16 protein-coding genes and 1 riboswitch are annotated in these 17,512 nt (G+C 33.4%); of the genes, 7 read left to right on the plus strand and 9 right to left on the minus strand.

From position 1 onward, the window contains the following. The first annotated feature begins 57 nt into the window (after positions 1–57). The 3 genes from HHH54_RS08790 to crcB (HHH54_RS08800) are packed head-to-tail and all read left to right on the plus strand — an operon-like array spanning position 58 to position 1,132. Positions 58–363: a hypothetical protein gene (locus HHH54_RS08790; protein WP_198618469.1), complete on the plus strand. Its 306-nt coding sequence runs from the start codon at positions 58–60 to the stop codon at positions 361–363. Between the two features lie 54 nt (positions 364–417). Next, on the plus strand, positions 418–777 hold the full coding sequence (gene crcB, locus HHH54_RS08795) for a fluoride efflux transporter CrcB (RefSeq protein WP_198618470.1): 360 nt from the start codon (positions 418–420) through the stop codon (positions 775–777). 1 nt (position 778) lies between these two features. Further along, the gene (gene crcB / locus HHH54_RS08800; RefSeq protein WP_198618471.1) at positions 779–1,132 is read left to right on the plus strand and encodes a fluoride efflux transporter CrcB; all 354 of its coding nucleotides are present in this window, start codon (positions 779–781) and stop codon (positions 1,130–1,132) included. 64 nt (positions 1,133–1,196) lie between these two features. Here crcB (HHH54_RS08800) and HHH54_RS08805 read toward each other — a convergent pair whose 3' ends face one another. The 3 genes from HHH54_RS08805 to metK form a co-directional block, all read right to left on the minus strand. Beyond that, entirely contained in the window at positions 1,197–2,000 is an 804-nt protein-coding gene (locus tag HHH54_RS08805) for an aldo/keto reductase (protein WP_198618482.1), read from the minus strand. A gap of 201 nt (positions 2,001–2,201) precedes the next feature. Next, the gene (locus tag HHH54_RS08810) at positions 2,202–3,113 is read right to left on the minus strand and encodes a nuclease-related domain-containing protein (RefSeq protein ID WP_198618472.1); all 912 of its coding nucleotides are present in this window, start codon (positions 3,111–3,113) and stop codon (positions 2,202–2,204) included. A 92-nt stretch (positions 3,114–3,205) separates the two neighbouring features. Next, the gene (gene metK, locus HHH54_RS08815; protein WP_198618473.1) at positions 3,206–4,405 is read right to left on the minus strand and encodes a methionine adenosyltransferase; all 1,200 of its coding nucleotides are present in this window, start codon (positions 4,403–4,405) and stop codon (positions 3,206–3,208) included. Between the two features lie 106 nt (positions 4,406–4,511). Then, positions 4,512–4,621: riboswitch (SAM riboswitch) on the minus strand. A 183-nt stretch (positions 4,622–4,804) separates the two neighbouring features. Between metK and pckA the strand changes: the two genes are divergently transcribed. Then, positions 4,805–6,385 (plus strand): phosphoenolpyruvate carboxykinase (ATP), encoded by a 1,581-nt coding sequence (gene pckA / locus HHH54_RS08820; protein WP_198618474.1) that lies wholly within the window; start codon positions 4,805–4,807, stop codon positions 6,383–6,385. Positions 6,386–6,469: 84 nt separating this feature from the next. Here the strand turns inward: pckA and HHH54_RS08825 are convergent, their stop codons facing one another. Together HHH54_RS08825 and ytkD are read right to left on the minus strand one after the other, a co-directional pair. Beyond that, positions 6,470–7,249, minus strand: coding sequence for an alpha/beta hydrolase family protein (locus tag HHH54_RS08825; RefSeq protein ID WP_198618475.1), 780 nt, complete (start codon positions 7,247–7,249; stop codon positions 6,470–6,472). Continuing rightward, on the minus strand, positions 7,230–7,700 hold the full coding sequence (ytkD, locus tag HHH54_RS08830) for an RNA deprotection pyrophosphohydrolase (protein WP_198618476.1): 471 nt from the start codon (positions 7,698–7,700) through the stop codon (positions 7,230–7,232). Before ytkD ends, HHH54_RS08825 begins: the two co-directional genes overlap by 20 nt. Positions 7,701–7,760: 60 nt before the next feature. Between ytkD and yidD the strand changes: the two genes are divergently transcribed. Continuing rightward, positions 7,761–7,994 (plus strand): membrane protein insertion efficiency factor YidD, encoded by a 234-nt coding sequence (gene yidD / locus HHH54_RS08835; protein ID WP_198618477.1) that lies wholly within the window; start codon positions 7,761–7,763, stop codon positions 7,992–7,994. A 33-nt stretch (positions 7,995–8,027) separates the two neighbouring features. Here the strand turns inward: yidD and menC are convergent, their stop codons facing one another. Together menC and menE are read right to left on the minus strand one after the other, a co-directional pair. Beyond that, the gene (gene menC, locus HHH54_RS08840; RefSeq protein ID WP_198618478.1) at positions 8,028–9,023 is read right to left on the minus strand and encodes an o-succinylbenzoate synthase; all 996 of its coding nucleotides are present in this window, start codon (positions 9,021–9,023) and stop codon (positions 8,028–8,030) included. After that, on the minus strand, positions 9,020–10,423 hold the full coding sequence (gene menE / locus HHH54_RS08845) for an o-succinylbenzoate--CoA ligase (protein ID WP_198618479.1): 1,404 nt from the start codon (positions 10,421–10,423) through the stop codon (positions 9,020–9,022). Before menE ends, menC begins: the two co-directional genes overlap by 4 nt. 238 nt (positions 10,424–10,661) lie before the next feature. On the opposite strand from menE, the gene HHH54_RS11545 reads away from it, so the two are divergent. Together HHH54_RS11545 and HHH54_RS11550 are read left to right on the plus strand one after the other, a co-directional pair. Then, on the plus strand, positions 10,662–10,934 hold the full coding sequence (locus HHH54_RS11545; protein ID WP_432813805.1) for a hypothetical protein: 273 nt from the start codon (positions 10,662–10,664) through the stop codon (positions 10,932–10,934). A 98-nt stretch (positions 10,935–11,032) separates the two neighbouring features. Beyond that, positions 11,033–11,245, plus strand: a complete 213-nt coding sequence (locus HHH54_RS11550) for a hypothetical protein (protein ID WP_432813806.1) — start codon at positions 11,033–11,035, stop codon at positions 11,243–11,245. A 192-nt stretch (positions 11,246–11,437) separates the two neighbouring features. Here HHH54_RS11550 and HHH54_RS08855 read toward each other — a convergent pair whose 3' ends face one another. Further along, positions 11,438–13,063 (minus strand): poly(glycerol-phosphate) alpha-glucosyltransferase, encoded by a 1,626-nt coding sequence (locus tag HHH54_RS08855; protein WP_198618480.1) that lies wholly within the window; start codon positions 13,061–13,063, stop codon positions 11,438–11,440. 186 nt (positions 13,064–13,249) lie between these two features. Further along, positions 13,250–16,528, minus strand: coding sequence for an SdrD B-like domain-containing protein (locus HHH54_RS08860; protein ID WP_198618481.1), 3,279 nt, complete (start codon positions 16,526–16,528; stop codon positions 13,250–13,252). Positions 16,529–17,512 lie beyond the last annotated feature (984 nt).

Below are 17,512 nucleotides of genomic sequence, written 5' to 3' on the forward strand. Positions count from 1 at the left end.
TTACAGCCTATATCAAAATATGATATGATTAAAAACGATATTGAAAGGAGGATGTTTATGTCCAAGTCTAAAAAATACTTCTATCTGTCTATTATTTTAATATTAATTAGTTTTATTTTTAATACACACAATCCTTTACTCAATATGTGGGTTACTTCAATCATAAAACTTATTTTTCTAAGTAGTGTTATCAACGCGATTATCCTTATTTTAGCAATATTTTTTGCCGATCGAGCCATTAAATATTTACCTAAGCGTAAACACTGGATTCACACAGCAGCACGTGCACTACCTATAATTTTATTGCTCGTAATTTTAATTCATATTATTTCTGCATTGATTACATTCGGTATTTTTTCATAGATTATTATTTTGGAGCTTTAAAACACATCTCCAAACAACTAAGAGGTGAATCATTTGAAATATATTTTTGTTTTTACAGGGGCTATGTTAGGCGCATTACTACGCTATACCATTAGTTTTCTACCAAATTGGCACCTTTTTCCAATTGGTACTTTTTTATGCAATATAATTGGTGCTTTTCTAATGGGTTACCTCACAATATTTTTCAAATCAAGAATACAAGTCCCCCAATATTTAAAAAAAGGACTCACCACTGGATTAATGGGTGCTTTGACCACATTTTCAACTTTTCAGTTTGAACTTGTAACTTTACTCGAACACCATCACATTGAAATGTTACTCATTTATGCTTTGACGAGTTACATAATAGGCATTGCAGCTTGTTTTATTGGTATACGGTTAGGGGAGGTTTAGTATGACTTTGATATTAATTATGATTGGTGGCGGTTTAGGTGCATCTTTAAGACTGTTTCTATCAGATGTACTGCAACCATTTAAATATAAATTCATTCAATTTCCAATGGGTACATTAGTTGTAAATTTTTTAGGAGCTTTTCTAATCAGTTTTTTAAGTGGCTTTATCGCGCAACATCAGTGGCTAAATTTATTTCTCATTACAGGGTTTTTAGGAGGATTTACAACATTTTCTACATTAGCTTTAGAAATGGTTCAATTGCTTAAACAACACCAATTTGTTTCATTTGTACTCTACTCCTCACTACAATATATTGGTTGCTTACTTTTATGTTGGATTGGTTTCATTTTGTGAATAAATCATAAAAAGACCAAACGATAAGAAATACTGTTCGTTTGGTCTTAAAATTGATATGAGCTTATTGACCATCAAATTCTAACGGATCTGGGCCAATACGTTTATCTTGATTGAGTTGATTTAAACGCTCCATTTGATCTTCGCTTAATTCAAAATCAAATACATCTAAATTCTCTTCAATACGTGAAGGTGTAATAGATTTTGGAATTGTTACCACATTATTTTGAACGTTCCAACGAATAATCACTTGAGCTGGTGATTTTTTTACCTCATCTGCAATTGAATTCACCACATCATCTGATAATATTTGAGCATTCATAAGTGGAGACCATGATTCCATTTGGATATTTTGTGCTTCTAGATATGATTTCAAGCGAGACTGTGTTAAGTATGGATGAAATTCAACTTGATTAATCACAGGTTTAATTTTAACTTGACCTAGTAATGTATCTAAATGTTCTACATTAAAATTACTTACACCAATATTTCGAACAAGTTCTTTTTCATATAAGTCTTCCATACCCTTCCATGTCTCGATCATAAGTGATTCATCTAATCCAGGCCAATGCATGAGGTATAAGTCTAAGTAATCAAGACCTAAGCGCTGTAAAGAAGCTTTATACGCTGTCTCAACATTATCTCGTCCATAATCTGATAACCATAATTTTGATGTAATGAATAAATCTTCGCGATTTAGATCTGTTTCTTCTAATGCTTCTCGAATACCTTCGCCTACTTTTTCTTCATTTTGATACACCATTGCAGTATCAATACTACGATATCCACTTTTAATGGCATGTTTCACAGCATTTTTTGCGTCATCATTATTTTCAACACGAAATGTACCAATACCAACTCGAGGCATTTCATTACCATTATAGAATTTGATATTCACATTGATTCACTCCTCTAAAGTATTTTTTCTAAATTAATATTAAACGATAGAGAATTATTTTAAAAATAATTTACCTTGTTTCAAAAAAAAGTGACTATAATTAACTATAATACGAAAAATACCCTTACAATGACAATAAACTCATGTAAAGGTATTTCAAAAAAGTATTGTTTAATTAAATGATTCGATTTCATCCATAATACGTTGTAAAGTATCGACATCATATTGAATTCGACCATGGAATACAAATTTATTAAAGTACTCATTTAATTGTTCAGGACCTACAAGTACCTTAGTCGGACTTTGTTGCGCGTAACTTGAAATCGTAACATCTCCATCATTTTTAGGATTGAAATATAAGATTGTTGTCGGTGTGTATTTTAAATCAAGTTCCTGTTGTAACTTTTTCGCAACGTGTTCGGTATCAATTAGACGATCTGTATAGTCTTTGATTGATAAACGATGTTTGTCATGGTCGCTTTCATCAAGTACTAAAGTTTGAGGCGCTGTCACATCAAGATTCAATGTTTTAAAAACTTGTGACATCATTGGATTTTCTGAGAATTGGTTTTGACTTATTCCTTGATACACATGCCCTTTTAAAACTTCAGAATCAATAATATATAACCCTGTACGCGTTAAAACAAGATGACTAATTCTAGTGATATCCTTCAGGTCCTCACTCGGTAAGAATATATTAGCCATAATATGCATATCTTCAGGTCGAATTCGCTTTTCATTGACTAAGCGTTCACGAATTCCTAACAAACGCATATCCGTTACATATTCACTACGATTTTTTGAAAATAACTTTAAAGCATCTATTTCACGATCCTTAGAAGACACCATCGTTTCATATTCTTGCTTGTGTTTAGTATCTGATTTTTTCTTCTCAATGCGCATTTTTTCTAATGCTTCATGATGTTCAGAATTGAGTTTTTCTTGTTTTGTTTCAAGTTGATTTGTAAAGTTTTGCTGTGCTTTTTTCTTACTATTTAAAGCGACAAGAAATAATATCAAGAATAGTAATGCAAGCGCTATTGCTGCAAATAAACCAATCTCCATTGGACCAAACTGTGTCATTTGTCAATTACCTTCCTTTTATCTACTTAATCTCTAATATCCTATTATATTAGAAAATGATGGATTAATCGATACTTTCTTAGCTTTTAACTCTAGGAATTTATCTTTACTGCCTTTTTAAGTAATTCTACCTTATCAATTTGCTCCCAAGGTACATCGATATCGTGACGTCCAAAGTGTCCATATGCAGCTGTCTGCTTATAGATTGGACGTTGTAAATCAAGCATTTTGATAATGCCTGCTGGACGTAAGTCGAAATTATTACGTACTGCATCAATTAAGGTACTTTCATCCACAATGCCTGTACCAAATGTATCGATTGCAATAGAGACTGGTTGTGCTACACCAATAGCATACGCTAATTGTACTTCACATTTATCAGCTAAGCCTGCTGCGACAATATTTTTAGCAACATAACGTGCAGCATATGCGCCAGAACGGTCTACTTTTGTAGGATCTTTTCCTGAAAATGCTCCGCCACCATGTCGTGCATATCCGCCATACGTATCTACTATAATTTTACGCCCTGTTAAACCAGCATCACCTTGAGGCCCACCGATAACAAAGCGACCTGTTGGGTTAATAAAGAACTTTGTGTCATCGTCTAATAACTGTTGATCAATCACTGGATAAATCACATGTTCTTTAATATCGCGTTGTATATCCTCAAGTTCGATTTCTTCATGGTGTTGTGAAGACACAACAATAGTATCAATTCTTAAAGGTTGATCTTTTTCATCGTACTCAATTGTCACTTGAACTTTTCCGTCAGGACGTAAATAATCCAACGTTTCATCTTTTCTAACTTCCGATAAACGTTTAGCTAATTTATGAGATAAATCGATTGGCAGTGGCATATACGATTCAGTTTCATTAGTCGCATAACCAAACATTAAACCTTGGTCCCCTGCACCAGTATTTAACAATTCTTCATTGTTTTCATCACGATACTCAAGTGCACGATCCACACCTTGTGCAATATCTGGTGATTGTTCATCTATAGCTGTTAATACAGACATAGTTTTAAAATCATATCCATATTTGGCACGTGTGTACCCAATTCCTTTAACCGTCTCGCGTACTACTTTCGGAATATCTACGTATGTAGAAGTTGAAATCTCTCCAGAAATCAAAGCCATACCTGTTGTTACTGTTGTTTCACAAGCAACTCGTGCATTTGGATCTCCTTTTAAAATTTCATCTAAAATTGCATCTGAAATTTGATCGGCAATTTTGTCTGGATGACCTTCAGTTACCGATTCTGATGTAAATAAACGTCTATTAGTCGTCATAGTATGCTCCTTTAAAATTTATTACGAACATTCTCTTTATCTGAGCTCAATAAAAAAAGCCTTTCACAACTAGTACAATAGAGTGAAGGCTCATAACGTCCATTCGCTCTTATCGTTCAGACATTATACGTCTGCAAACGGTTTGGCACCTTTCTTTGTAAAAAGAGGTTGCTGGGTTTCATTGGGTCCATGTCCCTCCACCACTCAGGATAAGAGAATCCGTTATTTCCATATTACAATATCAGAAATACATATGTCAATTTGTTTTAAGATTACTCTTAGTAAGTAAAGTCATTTATATTTTTTACCTTTTAACTATGGGGATTATGTATCGAATATGTTATACTTTTTAACTGTAAAGGCTTACATTTAACGAATAATTATTTGGAGGGGTACATCATGTCATTTGATACGAAAGAAATGGATGCATTAATTAGCAAGCCTACATCACACTTTCAACTCACAACTACTGAACTGTATAACAAAATTTTAAAAAGAGATGAAGCGGAATTAACTGAATTTGGTGCAATTAATGCTAAAACTGGGGAATATACGGGGCGTTCTCCAAAAGATAAATTCATTGTAGATAATCCACAAGTTAAAGATGATATTGATTGGGGAACAATTAATCAACCGATTTCAGAAGAGAAATTTCTAAACTTATACTATCAAGTTATTGAATATTTAGATCAAAAAGATGAATTATTTGTATTTAACGGATATGCAGGAAGCGACAAAGACTCTCAACTTGAATTAACAGTGGTGAATGAATTCGCATGGCATAATCTATTTGCACAAAATATGTTCATCCGCCCTAGTTCAATTGAGGAAGCACGTAAAATCCGTTCTGATTTCACTATTATCTCAGCACCTACTTTTAAGGCTAATCCTGAAAAAGACGGTACAAGATCTGAAACGTTTGTCATTGTATCATTCAAACATAAAATTGTATTAATTGGCGGTACTGAGTATGCTGGTGAAATGAAAAAATCAATTTTCTCAGTTATGAACTACTTATTACCTCAACGTGACATTATGAGTATGCATTGCTCAGCAAACGTCGGTCATAAAGGAGACGTTGCATTATTCTTTGGTTTATCAGGCACTGGTAAAACAACATTATCAGCCGATCCAGAGCGCAAACTTATTGGTGATGACGAACACGGATGGAATGAAAATGGTGTATTTAATATTGAAGGTGGATGCTATGCGAAAGCAATTCACTTATCAGAAGAAAAAGAACCACAAATTTTTAATGCAATCCGTTATGGTACAGTACTTGAAAATTTAGTTGTGGATGAACATGGTTATGTAGATTTTGATGATAATCGTTATACTGAGAACACACGTGCAGCGTACCCTATTCATCATATCGATAATATCGTAACACCATCAAAAGCATCACATCCAAATACTATCATTTTCCTAACTGCTGATGCATTTGGAGTATTACCACCGATTTCAAAATTAACGAAAGATCAAGCTATGTATCACTTCTTAAGTGGATTCACTTCTAAAGTTGCTGGTACTGAACGTGGTATTACTGAACCTGTTCCATCATTCTCTACATGTTTCGGAGCGCCGTTCCTTCCTTTAAATGCAAAAGTCTATGCTGATTTACTCGGTGAACTTATCGACAAACATGAAGTTGATGTATATCTTGTAAATACAGGATGGACAGGTGGTAAATACGGTGAAGGTAACCGTATTCAATTAAAATATACACGTAAAATGGTTAACGACGCGATCAAAGGAAAACTTAAAGATGTACCTTTTGAAAAAGATGAAATTTTTGGATTAAGTATTCCTACATCTATTGAAGACGTGCCAACAACAATTTTAAAACCTATCAATGCATGGTCAGATAAAGATGCATATCGCGAACAAGCTCACGATCTTGTAGAACGTTTCCGCAAAAACTTCAAAAAGTTCGGTGAAGATACACAACACCTTGAAGAAAAAGGTGGATTTAAAGCTTAATTTGATTAAGTTTATAAATCTGAAGCAAATACTGGAACATGTCACATATTGTTGGCATGTTCCAGTATTTTTAGTTCCAGGCATTTAAGGTGAGGTCTCTTCAACATTTTGCATCCACTGATGTATTTTAGCTAAAGTTTCTTTCATTTGAGGAGGTCGTGGTACGTGGCCCTCCTTATTTTGATAAAACGTCTCAAATGTTGCTCCTACTTTTTTGAGATGTTCTTCTAAAAAGTAGGCTTGATGAATACCGACTTGCACATCCTCTTTACCATGCACAATTAAAATTGGTGGTGATGATGCATTGATAAGTTTAATCGCATTTCGAGCTTCATAAGCTTGATGATTTTTATTAGGATGACCTACCATCCGTCTCAACATACCTCGTAAGTCTACGCGTTCTTCATACATAAGGTGGAGATCCGTAACTCCTCCCCAAATGATATAACTATCGGCCTTAACAGATTGAAAGGTTAATAACCCTTGAATGCCTCCTCGAGAAAAGCCAATCAAATGCAGATACGAATTTGGAAATTGAGATTTTAATACATCTACTGCTACTTCAACATCTCGAAGATCCTGTCCTGCAAAATCATCTCTACCTTCACTTCCATTACTTCCTCTATAATATGGAGCAAATACCACAGTATGTGGTGTAATAAATTGAAGTAATCGTGCTAACTGTACGCGACCAACTTGACCTTTACCTCCTCTTAAATAAACGACAATTCGTTCAATCTGTTTCTTTTTTTTGGGGATGACACAAAGCCCTCTAACTGCTAAATTATCTACTTCATATACCCATTCTTCAACATTATGTGTACTTAGGTCAGACGGCATACGTTTACTGCTGATAAAAGCCAAGTTCCATCATCCTTTCTACACATTTTAAAATCGCTTTATCTTTCAATAAGAAACTCTTTTTACTGTCAGGAATTGCTTCAATAGAATCAAATAATATCGGCCCATTTGTCTCTAAATAGTCTACTTTCTGTTCAATTTCATCAACAATGACGACATAAACGTCTTTTCTAAAAGAATGTGTGAGACCTTGGACATCGTATTGAGCGATGTAATAAGCATATTGAAATCGTGCGCCAGTTTCTTCATAAAGCTCACGTTTTAAAGCTTGCTCACTTGTTTCTTCAGCTTCATTTTTACCCCCTGGAAATTCAATGCCTCTTTTTCGATGTTGTGTAAACAACAATTGATTTTTAAAGATAGGTAATGCTAATACATGATCCCCATCACGTTGATCGCCATTTGATTTAAATGTAAGCTCAACTGACTGTTGGTGTGCGTCTATGAAATTCACAAATTTTTCTCCCTTCCTATCTGTGTTACAATATATTTAACCTAACTGAGGAGGCATATTTTGAAAACTATATTTATTGGATTAATTCGAATCTATCAACGTTTTATATCACCTTTAACTCCACCATCTTGTCGATTTTACCCAACTTGTTCAAATTATACATTAGAAGCAATACAAGTTCATGGCGCAATAAAAGGAAGTTGGCTTGGACTTAAGCGTATTTTAAAATGTCATCCTTTTCATAAGGGCGGATTTGATCCAGTTCCTATTAAAAAAGATAAAAAACATTCATAATGTATTACAATTACTTGTCATTTACACCCATTGTTATACTTTTATTTGTTGTAATAACGTTGTATTAACAATGGGTTGATGAAACGTTAACTTACCATTTTCAAGAATCCCTGAGTTTTGAACAATATCTTCATCATAATAATAACCCATCGGTGTAATATCACCTGCAAAATCTCCAAATTGACTTAAATACGCTGTAAAGTATCTACTTAATCCCAATTCATACATACCTCCTACTACAACTTTTATCTGTTTACGTTGTAATTCTTGTATCAGTTTAAGCGCAATATCTATTCCTCCAAGCCGAAAAGGTTTAATAACAACGACTTCAATTGGATATCGATGGATTAAATCAATAATCGCATCATAATCAGTAGCTTTTTCGTCTAGTGCTATAGGTGGACCTTCATATTGATGTTGAATGCCTTCATAATCAAGAAATGGTTCTTCAATAAAAGCCATATGATACTGTTTCAATGTTTGTAACGTTATATAATCTTCAGAGTTTAAACTTTGGTTTGCATCTATAGATAGTGGTATTTCTGGATACAATTGACTTATCCATTTAACTTGATTCATTATATCGTCATTCCATTTCAATTTAATACGACCTGGATGATTGAGATGAACAATACGTTGATTTAAATCTCCGTTAATAGTGGCTGTCATCTCAACTTGAAATGATGTAAGCTGATGAAACATTTGATAAAAAGCCATCATGACTGTTGCGCGAGCTGCTGGATAGTCTTTCAATGAAGTCGCTATATTTTGTGCCGATTCAAACGAAACAATCTCTGTATCTTTGACTTCCTCAAACCATTTTTTTAGTGTATGGTATACAGAATCTATCGTTTCAAAATGATACCAATCCGTTTCAAAAGCATTGCATTCTCCAAACCATGCTCTATTGTTTTCATCTACTAAAGCTATCATTAATGTTTGCCGTGATACAAGTTCAACTTTAGGCGTAACAATTGGGTGTTTAAACATTGGTTCATACTTATAAAATCGAATTGCTTTTAATATCATTTTGTATCACCTTTCAAAATACCTCGTTTCAGTTTTCCGGTACTTGTATAAGGTAATTGTTGGACATAGTCTATTGCTACAGGTAATTTATATTTTGCTAATCTTTCTGCTAAAAATCCTTCAATATCATTAATTTTTTCTGTAGCTACGAGATATAGTTTTGGACGTTGTCCCCATGTAGTATCTTTAATTCCAACACACATTGCATCAACAATATTAGGATGCGTTTTTGCGACATTTTCAATTTCATTTGGATAAATGTTTTCGCCACCACTAATAATTAAGTCCTTACGTCTATCATAAATGGTTACATATCCCAAGTGATCGATGCTTGCAATGTCACCAGTATGGAAAAACCCCGCTTCATCAAAGGCATCTTGATTAGATGATTTTGGATATAGATAGCCATCCATTACATTTGCTCCTTTAAGGCAGAGTTCACCATGGCCTACTTCATTCGGATTCACGATTTTTAATTGAACATCTTCAGTGGCTTGTCCTACAGTACTAGGACGTAACTTAAGCATTTCAGGGGAAGCAGTTAAAAATTGTGAGCACGTTTCTGTCATCCCGAAAGAATTATAGATAGGTAAATGATACTTAAGACTCAAATTCACAAACGTTTCACTTAATTTAGCCCCTCCCAGTAATATTTTCTCAAGTTGAAAAGGTTCTTTAAGCCCTTGGTCAATAAGTCTCATTAGAGTGAGCGGTACAAGTGATAAATGTGTAATCTGTTTTAATTCAATCGTCTTAAGTACTTGTTCAGCATCAAATTTCTTCATTAAATAAACTGTAAACCCTGTTAAGAGACTACGTAAAACAATACTTAATCCTGAGATATGGTATAGCGGTAAAACCAGTAACCAACGTGTAGACGCATCAAAACCTAAACTCCGTTGACATCCTTCAGCACTTGCACGATGATTAAGAAATGTTTGTGGAACTGCTTTTTGAACACCAGTTGTTCCAGATGTAAACATTATAGATGCAATTTGTTGTTCCGATTGCATCAGATGAGGTTCAAAATCATTTAATGGATTCGAAATTAAAGAATCGAAATGAATAATATTAAAAAACGGTAATAATTCGATAGTTTGAGTTGTAACGATAGTATCTACTTCTATAGAGCGCATTTGTTTTTCAATTTCTGATTGTGTTAAACGATTATTAATCAAAGCAATCTCAATATTATATAACCATGCACTATGAATCAGAATTAAAGATTCAATTGAATTGTTAATATATAACCCTATTCTATTTTGATTTAATGATTTTAATGCCGCACCCTTCTCAAGCGCAATGTTTAATAGCTGTTTAAATGTGACTTGTTTTGTCTCTGTTTCAATCGCTATTTTGTCAGGATTGCGCCGCGCTTGAGTAACGAGCCAATGTTCCATATGAATCCTCCTAAAATTCTTTTTAATACTATTATAATCTTTAAGAAAGTAACTTGCATTTAAATGCAATCATTAGACCTTTCATAATAAAAAAAGAGTTAAACATCTATTAAAAGGTACAAAATCCTCTAAATAGTTGTACTAAATAAAATTTTGTCATGTTATAATTAAAGCGATAAAAAATAAAATATTAGTTTCTTGATGCTATATTTTTGAAACTAACAAAAGGGGTAACATTATGAAAAAAATACTATCGATTTTATTAATTTTGTCTTTGTCTTTAACAGTCTGTGGGCCAAGTAATTCAAAATCCGAACAAAATACAGGTTTACACAAATTTAATAAGAATGGAGAAAACAGTAACAACACGGTAGCACTAAACCAAGCTGGTCAAAACACTTCAAACAGTCAAAATTCATCTGATATTACTCCTGTCAATGCAGAAGAGGATAGCAGTGACGGCGATGTATTACTAGCAAATATCGATTTAACTAATATTACAACGAAGTAACTTTAATCAATGTACTACAAGGCAATTTTACTGAAATAGAAAAAATTCAAGCCTATAATAGTGCAGTAGCAAATGGGGTTATTCCACAAGGCAATGTTATGGAAGGTTCTGCTATGGATGCTTATGAAAGCTCTTTACGTGTGGAAAATGGAGAAGAAGATTCAATTTATGATGAGTCAAGCACTGAAGAGATGGATATTATGATTGAAGATATGGATAGTGATGAGGATTATCTTAGCAGCACTGATGATGAAACATATGACTATACTTTAGACGATGAAGAAAATTCAGAAGAGAAATACGTTGACTAACTTTTAAAACTTGATGAAATAAAAAGATTGGGTAAGCATTTATGATACAACACCAATGCTTATGCCCAATCTTTTTTAATACACTATTTATTCTCTTTTTGTTCTTTTACAGTACCTTTAATTTTTTTATCTGCTGATTCCACAACTTTACCAGAAATTGTTCCTTTTTTTTCAGTCATTTGATCCACCTCCTTAAAATGACGACTTAAATACTTGCTGGTATTGAATATACCCTGATAAATAATGTTCAATATCATCAATTCTTACACGATACCCATGATGTTTAATAAAGAAACTACCTAAAATTCGTTTTGGATTTTTAAAATACATTGCAAGCTCAGGATAAAAATAGCCTGTTCTTTGATAGTCTGCTCGTTTATGAATCGTATCTATAAGTTGACCTTCATCAATGAGCGAGTCAACTAATGCAGTGTATCCCTCTTCTTTCGCTTTTTGAATTAAATGATACGTTGCCATAAGCATTTCTAAAAAAGTAGGAAAAGCTGTTTCACGATGATATATATAATTTAAATAACTCGATGCATTTCGAATACCAAGTTCAAAATAAGTCTTTTTAGGTTTGATTTGCACTAGCTCATTGACACAATATCCAATCCAATGATCATGATGTTTCCAATAAGATTGCGCAATAAAACGTTCAACTAATTTTTCAACTGTATTTAACCAAATCTCATTACCATCTATTTGATAGAGTCTAAGTAAAGCAAGTGCAGCTTCCCCATCATAATAAATAATACGAAACGATTCCTTTATAGAAAGGTCAGGATAATTCAATACATGTATTGTATCCATTGTATTATGATTAATCATAGATAATATCCCTTTTGCGACGTCTTGAGCAATTTTTAAAAGTGAAGTTTCTTCAGGATGATGCTTTAAATATTCACACGCTGCGAAAATAAATGCTGCATTTTGTCCCAGTTTTATCTCATTAATATCACGTGTATCATCAAATATATATGCGACATCATTATAATAAAATAGCGCATTGTTCATAACATACTGAAGCGCTCTTTTAACAATATCTAAACTTGCCCCTAAATAAGATAACCCTTCTGTTAACGCATATGTTGATGAACAATGCCTTAGGATATTATAAAAATGAATTTCTCTATCAAAATGTGAAAAATACCCGTAATGATATTTCCCATTAGGTTGTATCTCATTTTTAAGATATTCTGTACTCGTCATAATCATGTGGTCAACTTCACTACTTAAATCATTGACCACTCTTAATCCTTTCTGACTTCCTGTATCATGGAGTACGTAAACATTTTCATCTTCTATAAAATAACTACGCGTCCAAAACTGAATCACTTGCTTACCTGTATAATCGGATTGCTTAAACTTCTTTATATGAGATGTATAATGCTTTAAATAATGATTAATATTATGATCGGACAGTACTAATTCATTAGCATTCTTTTTTTCAGGCTTGATAAAAGCATTCGCATTTATTTCTTCTGGCAAAAAGCTTAAGCGAAATGATGAATCAAAGGATACGCCATAATCAATATAATTTCGTCTCTTCTGAATCATTTCCTTTAACAACACATCAAAGTTAACACTTTTAGTATGTGTAACGATATCAATTTTTACCCATCTTGGAAAGTTGGTTGCTTTTTTTTCATATGATCGTATAAATTTTTCTATATTTTGAATTAGATAATTATCCGAATTAAAATGTTTAACTCGTGCTTTAAAATGTTCATTACCAACACTGATAAATAATTGTTCAAACTGCTCTCGTTCTTTTATTTTTTGAACATAATTTAAAACCTCATTGATATCTTTCATTATCTTCTCACCTAATTTAACAACTTTAAATATGTATAGAAAATTAATAAAACTTAACTTTAATCAAAGTAGCATGATCAGTTTAAGCATATTAACGATATATATTTACTCATGAGGCGCCATTAATTGGCACCTCAGAGCAAACATATAATGGTTGTATAACACAAATTACTATTTTATAACTATTTATTTATCTTCTTTACGACGACGTCTTACAAAATATGATAATCCTAAAGCTGATAATAATGAACCAAAAAGTGTAGTGTTTTGATTACTTTGTCCACCTGTTTCAGGTAATGCTTTATCTGCATCTCCATCAGAATCTGCGTCGGCATCGGCATCCGAGTCAGCATCCGCATCTGCGTCAGCATCCGCATCTGCGTCAGCATCCGCATCGGCGTCAGCATCCGCATCAGAATCTGCATCGGCGTCAGCATCTGCATCGGCGTCAGCATCTGCATCGGCATCTGCGTCAGCGTCAGCGTCGGCATCCGCATCAGCATCGGCATCGGCATCCGCATCGGCGTCAGCATCCGCATCGGCATCCGCATCAGCATCCGCATCTGCATCTGCGTCAGCATCTGCATCGGCGTCAGCATCTGCATCGGCGTCAGCATCTGCATCGGCGTCAGCATCTGCATCGGCGTCAGCATCTGCATCGGCGTCAGCATCCGCATCAGAATCTGCGTCAGCGTCGGCATCAGCATCCGCATCGGCGTCAGCATCTGCATCTGCGTCAGCATCCGCGTCAGTTTCATCTATTTCATAATAACCTTTGTCAATCGTCATGTTGTCCGCATCTTGGATTGTGACGTTTACAACTGACTCATTTGAGTCTTTCGCTTCGTCTTCACCTTGATTTGTTGGAGCTTCTTCATATCCTTCTGGTTTTACGAATTCAACTTGATATTTTCCATTTGTTAAATCTGTGAACTCGTAATAGCCTTCGGCATTTGTTGTTGTTCGTTTAATTTCTTTTCCATTTTCATCTCTTAAGATCACTTCGACACCTGGGATTGGTTTTTCGTTCTCATCTGTTCCTTGAATACCATTTTTATCGACATCTTCCCATACATAGTCTCCTAGTTTATATGTTGGTTTATAGTAACCTTTGTCAATTGTCATGTTGTCTGCATCTTGGATCGTGACTTGTACTGTTGAAGCTTCTGAATCTTTTGCTGTGTCTTGACCCTGATTGATTAGTGTTTCTTCGTATCCTTTTGGTTTTATGAACTCGACTTCGTAATTTCCATTTGTTAAGCCTGTGAATTCATAATAACCTTGAGCATCTGTTGTTGTTCGTGCAATTTCTTCTTTATTCGCATTTCTTAAAATGACTTCTACACCTTGGATTGGCTTTTCATTCTTATCCGTACCTTGGATACCATCTTTATCGACATCTTCCCATACATAGTCTCCAAGTTTATATGTTGGCACTGATCCACTACCTGCGCCAGTACCTCCAACTACTTGAATACCATTACCTTTTTCAACTTTTTTGGTACCATCTTCTAAAATACCAAATTCAATTAGAGAGGCAGTACTGTCTGTTGTAGGTGCTGTTTCACTTGTTACCACAACAACATATGCATCTGAGAAATTACCGAAGTTGATATCAGCTTGTTTACCTTGTTTTGTAAAAGCAACTTGATAATTAGATGTAACATCTTGTAGTTCTGATACGTTTGGATAGAAGTTTTTGCTTAGTTCATAACCTTGAGGAACTTTGTAAATTTTAATGTTTGATACGTCTTGAGTTAATTGAGCTACACTATTTTTCGGACTAAATATATGGAATTTCCCATTCGTTATTTGATTTTTCAATGGGTTTACGTAAAATGTTTGTTGATATTCCTTACCATCTTTAACGTAATTAAAACGGCTACCAACGTTCAAATTACCATTTTCAACATATGTTCCTAGTTGAACATTTGCTTGATCGCTTATCGTTGTATTACCTATTTGATATTCAAATGTTTGAGGTCCTTCCTTAGGTACTTTTGCTGTATTTAACTGATGATTATACTCTAAGTTTAGCGATACATTATTATATCTATCTACGTAATCCGTAAACGTGTATCTAATGTAACCCGCCTCTCTATTATCAGTTATATATGCAAGTGCAGTCATTTTATCTCCGTCTGGTGCTAAATATGGTCTACCACCATTTGTTTTGTCATTAGGGTTTAATTGACTGATTGTAATGTTATCAGAATACTTCACATCAAAATAATCCCCAGCTTTAACACTATCTGGCACTGAAATATTCATATTTAAGTGGAATTGATCATCTACAGAGTCTTTAACAATGCCATTACCATCTGGGTCTACGGTAAAATTAGAGTTATTAATGATGAGTTGATCACTTACATCTTGGCCAGTTGTAGCATTACTATCAGCTGCTGCTAAAAGCTGAACATTACTTGTCATAGCATTGAATAGCGCTATAGAATCTTCATTCGTTAAAGCGGTATTTCTAGATCTTAAATTAACAGCATTAGGGTTGGATGCATTTTGTTCATTTACGAAATCTTGTACTAAAGTTAATAATAATTCTTGATTACGACTGTCTGTAAAGTCAATATCAAGGTCCGTTAACATACTGTCAATATTTGCAGTATCAAGATTCGTATTATTATCGATATAATCTTTAACATAATCTAACTTTTCATCGTTTGATTGAGCGGTATTAACATTATTTCTTAAAGTATCGATTGTAGTATCATCGACTTTATGATTTGTACTATCAATTTCTTTGGAATCAACTTGAGGTGATGATTGCGTAGTATTTTGTTTTTGAGTCTCAGTTGTATTTGGAGTATGTAAATTACTTTCCTTACTAATACCTGTTGAGCTTTGCGTTGTGTTTTTATCGGAAGTTAGATCTTCACTAAAGGTTTGACTCTTATTAGAAGCTTCTGGTTCTTGAGCTTCTGAGGCTTCTTTATGACCTACTGGATTTGAACTTTCTGGTTCAATAGATACTTCAACAGAAGGCTTTTCCAATTGAGATGTCTCGTTATGAGTAGTATCTTGTTCTGATGAAGGTTCATCTATTTTATTATTTTGTTCAACTTGTGGTTGTTCTAATGAAGACTCAGGAGTGTTTGATTCAACTGTTTCTTCTTTAGGTACCTGACTTTCCTCAGAAGGTTCGTTTATCTCCTGTAAACTTTGAATTTCTTCACTACTTGGATCTTCTGTTAAAGTATTTTTAGATTCAAGCTCGTTTGATTCTACATTGCTTTCAGTTTCATTAGGTTGTGATTCATCTGAAGTTTCTTCTTTAATTGTTGTTTCAAGTTCAGTTTCTTCAGCTGCTTTAACGTCATTATTAATTCCAAAAATCAATGTGGAACCAATGAGTATTGATGCGGTGCCAACTGTAAAACGTCGGATAGAGTATTTATTTGCTCTATTCGGTAAAAAATCTAAACGATTATTTTTTCGCTTTCTCTTTTCCATCATTTAAATTCTCCTTATATATAGTTGTAAAAATATTGTTCTATATATACTATAATACACTTTACTTTCAAAAGTAATAGATTTTTATATTTTTAAATGTTTTATCTATGAAAAAAACTTAAAAAAAGCGTGGTTATCGTTATTATATCTAATACCTGATTTTCTTATTTGTTCTTATGCACATTTTTATAAAAGTAAATTACTTTCAAATGTGTAATAATAGTTCATAACTTATATTTACATGTTATAACACTTTAATTAAGATAAAAATAGAAACTATTATATCAATAATCCATTAAGATATGTTAATATTTATTGACGTATCTTAATAGATTAATTATAGTGCATTTGCACTATTTAACAAATTGGGAACTTACGCAAATACCTTTATTTAGTATCGAAAAATTTCGATTACCTGGAATTAAATAAGCATTTTAATAAACTTTTTGTAAAAGTCCTACTTTAAATTCAGACGCACATATCGAATGTTTTTTACTTGCATGTTATTAACTATTTATAATTAAAAATCATATTATTAATCATTTTAAGAATGGTTGTATAGAAATATAAAAACGTACCAAGTCACTAAAAATAGCAACTTAGTACGTTTTGTCGTCAACAACCGACGTTGACAAAGAGTCTCTCTAGCTCTTGTAATATTTATATAGTTTTCTAACGTTTAATAGACCTAATCTAATCGGTTTAGATTTAACTAATCTTTTCCCTTAAAATTTCGCTTTCCTCAAACTTCTCGCTTTACTCATTTGATAGCAATAAGAAGCTGAACGAAGTTATTCTATGGTTTCACTTTTTTTAAATTCTTCACAAAATAAATCAATAATACTATAAATAGCAAACTGTACTGCACCCCAAAAGTTGAACCTACAAAATTCAACTTTTGGGGTGTTTAATTATGAATAAAAGTTATAGTTTAGATTTCAAACTTAAAATATTACAAGAATACAAAAGCGGGCAACTTGGTTA

Origin of the sequence: Staphylococcus canis (genome assembly GCF_016238445.1) — a bacterium.
Taxonomy (GTDB): Bacteria; Bacillota; Bacilli; order Staphylococcales; family Staphylococcaceae; genus Staphylococcus; species Staphylococcus canis.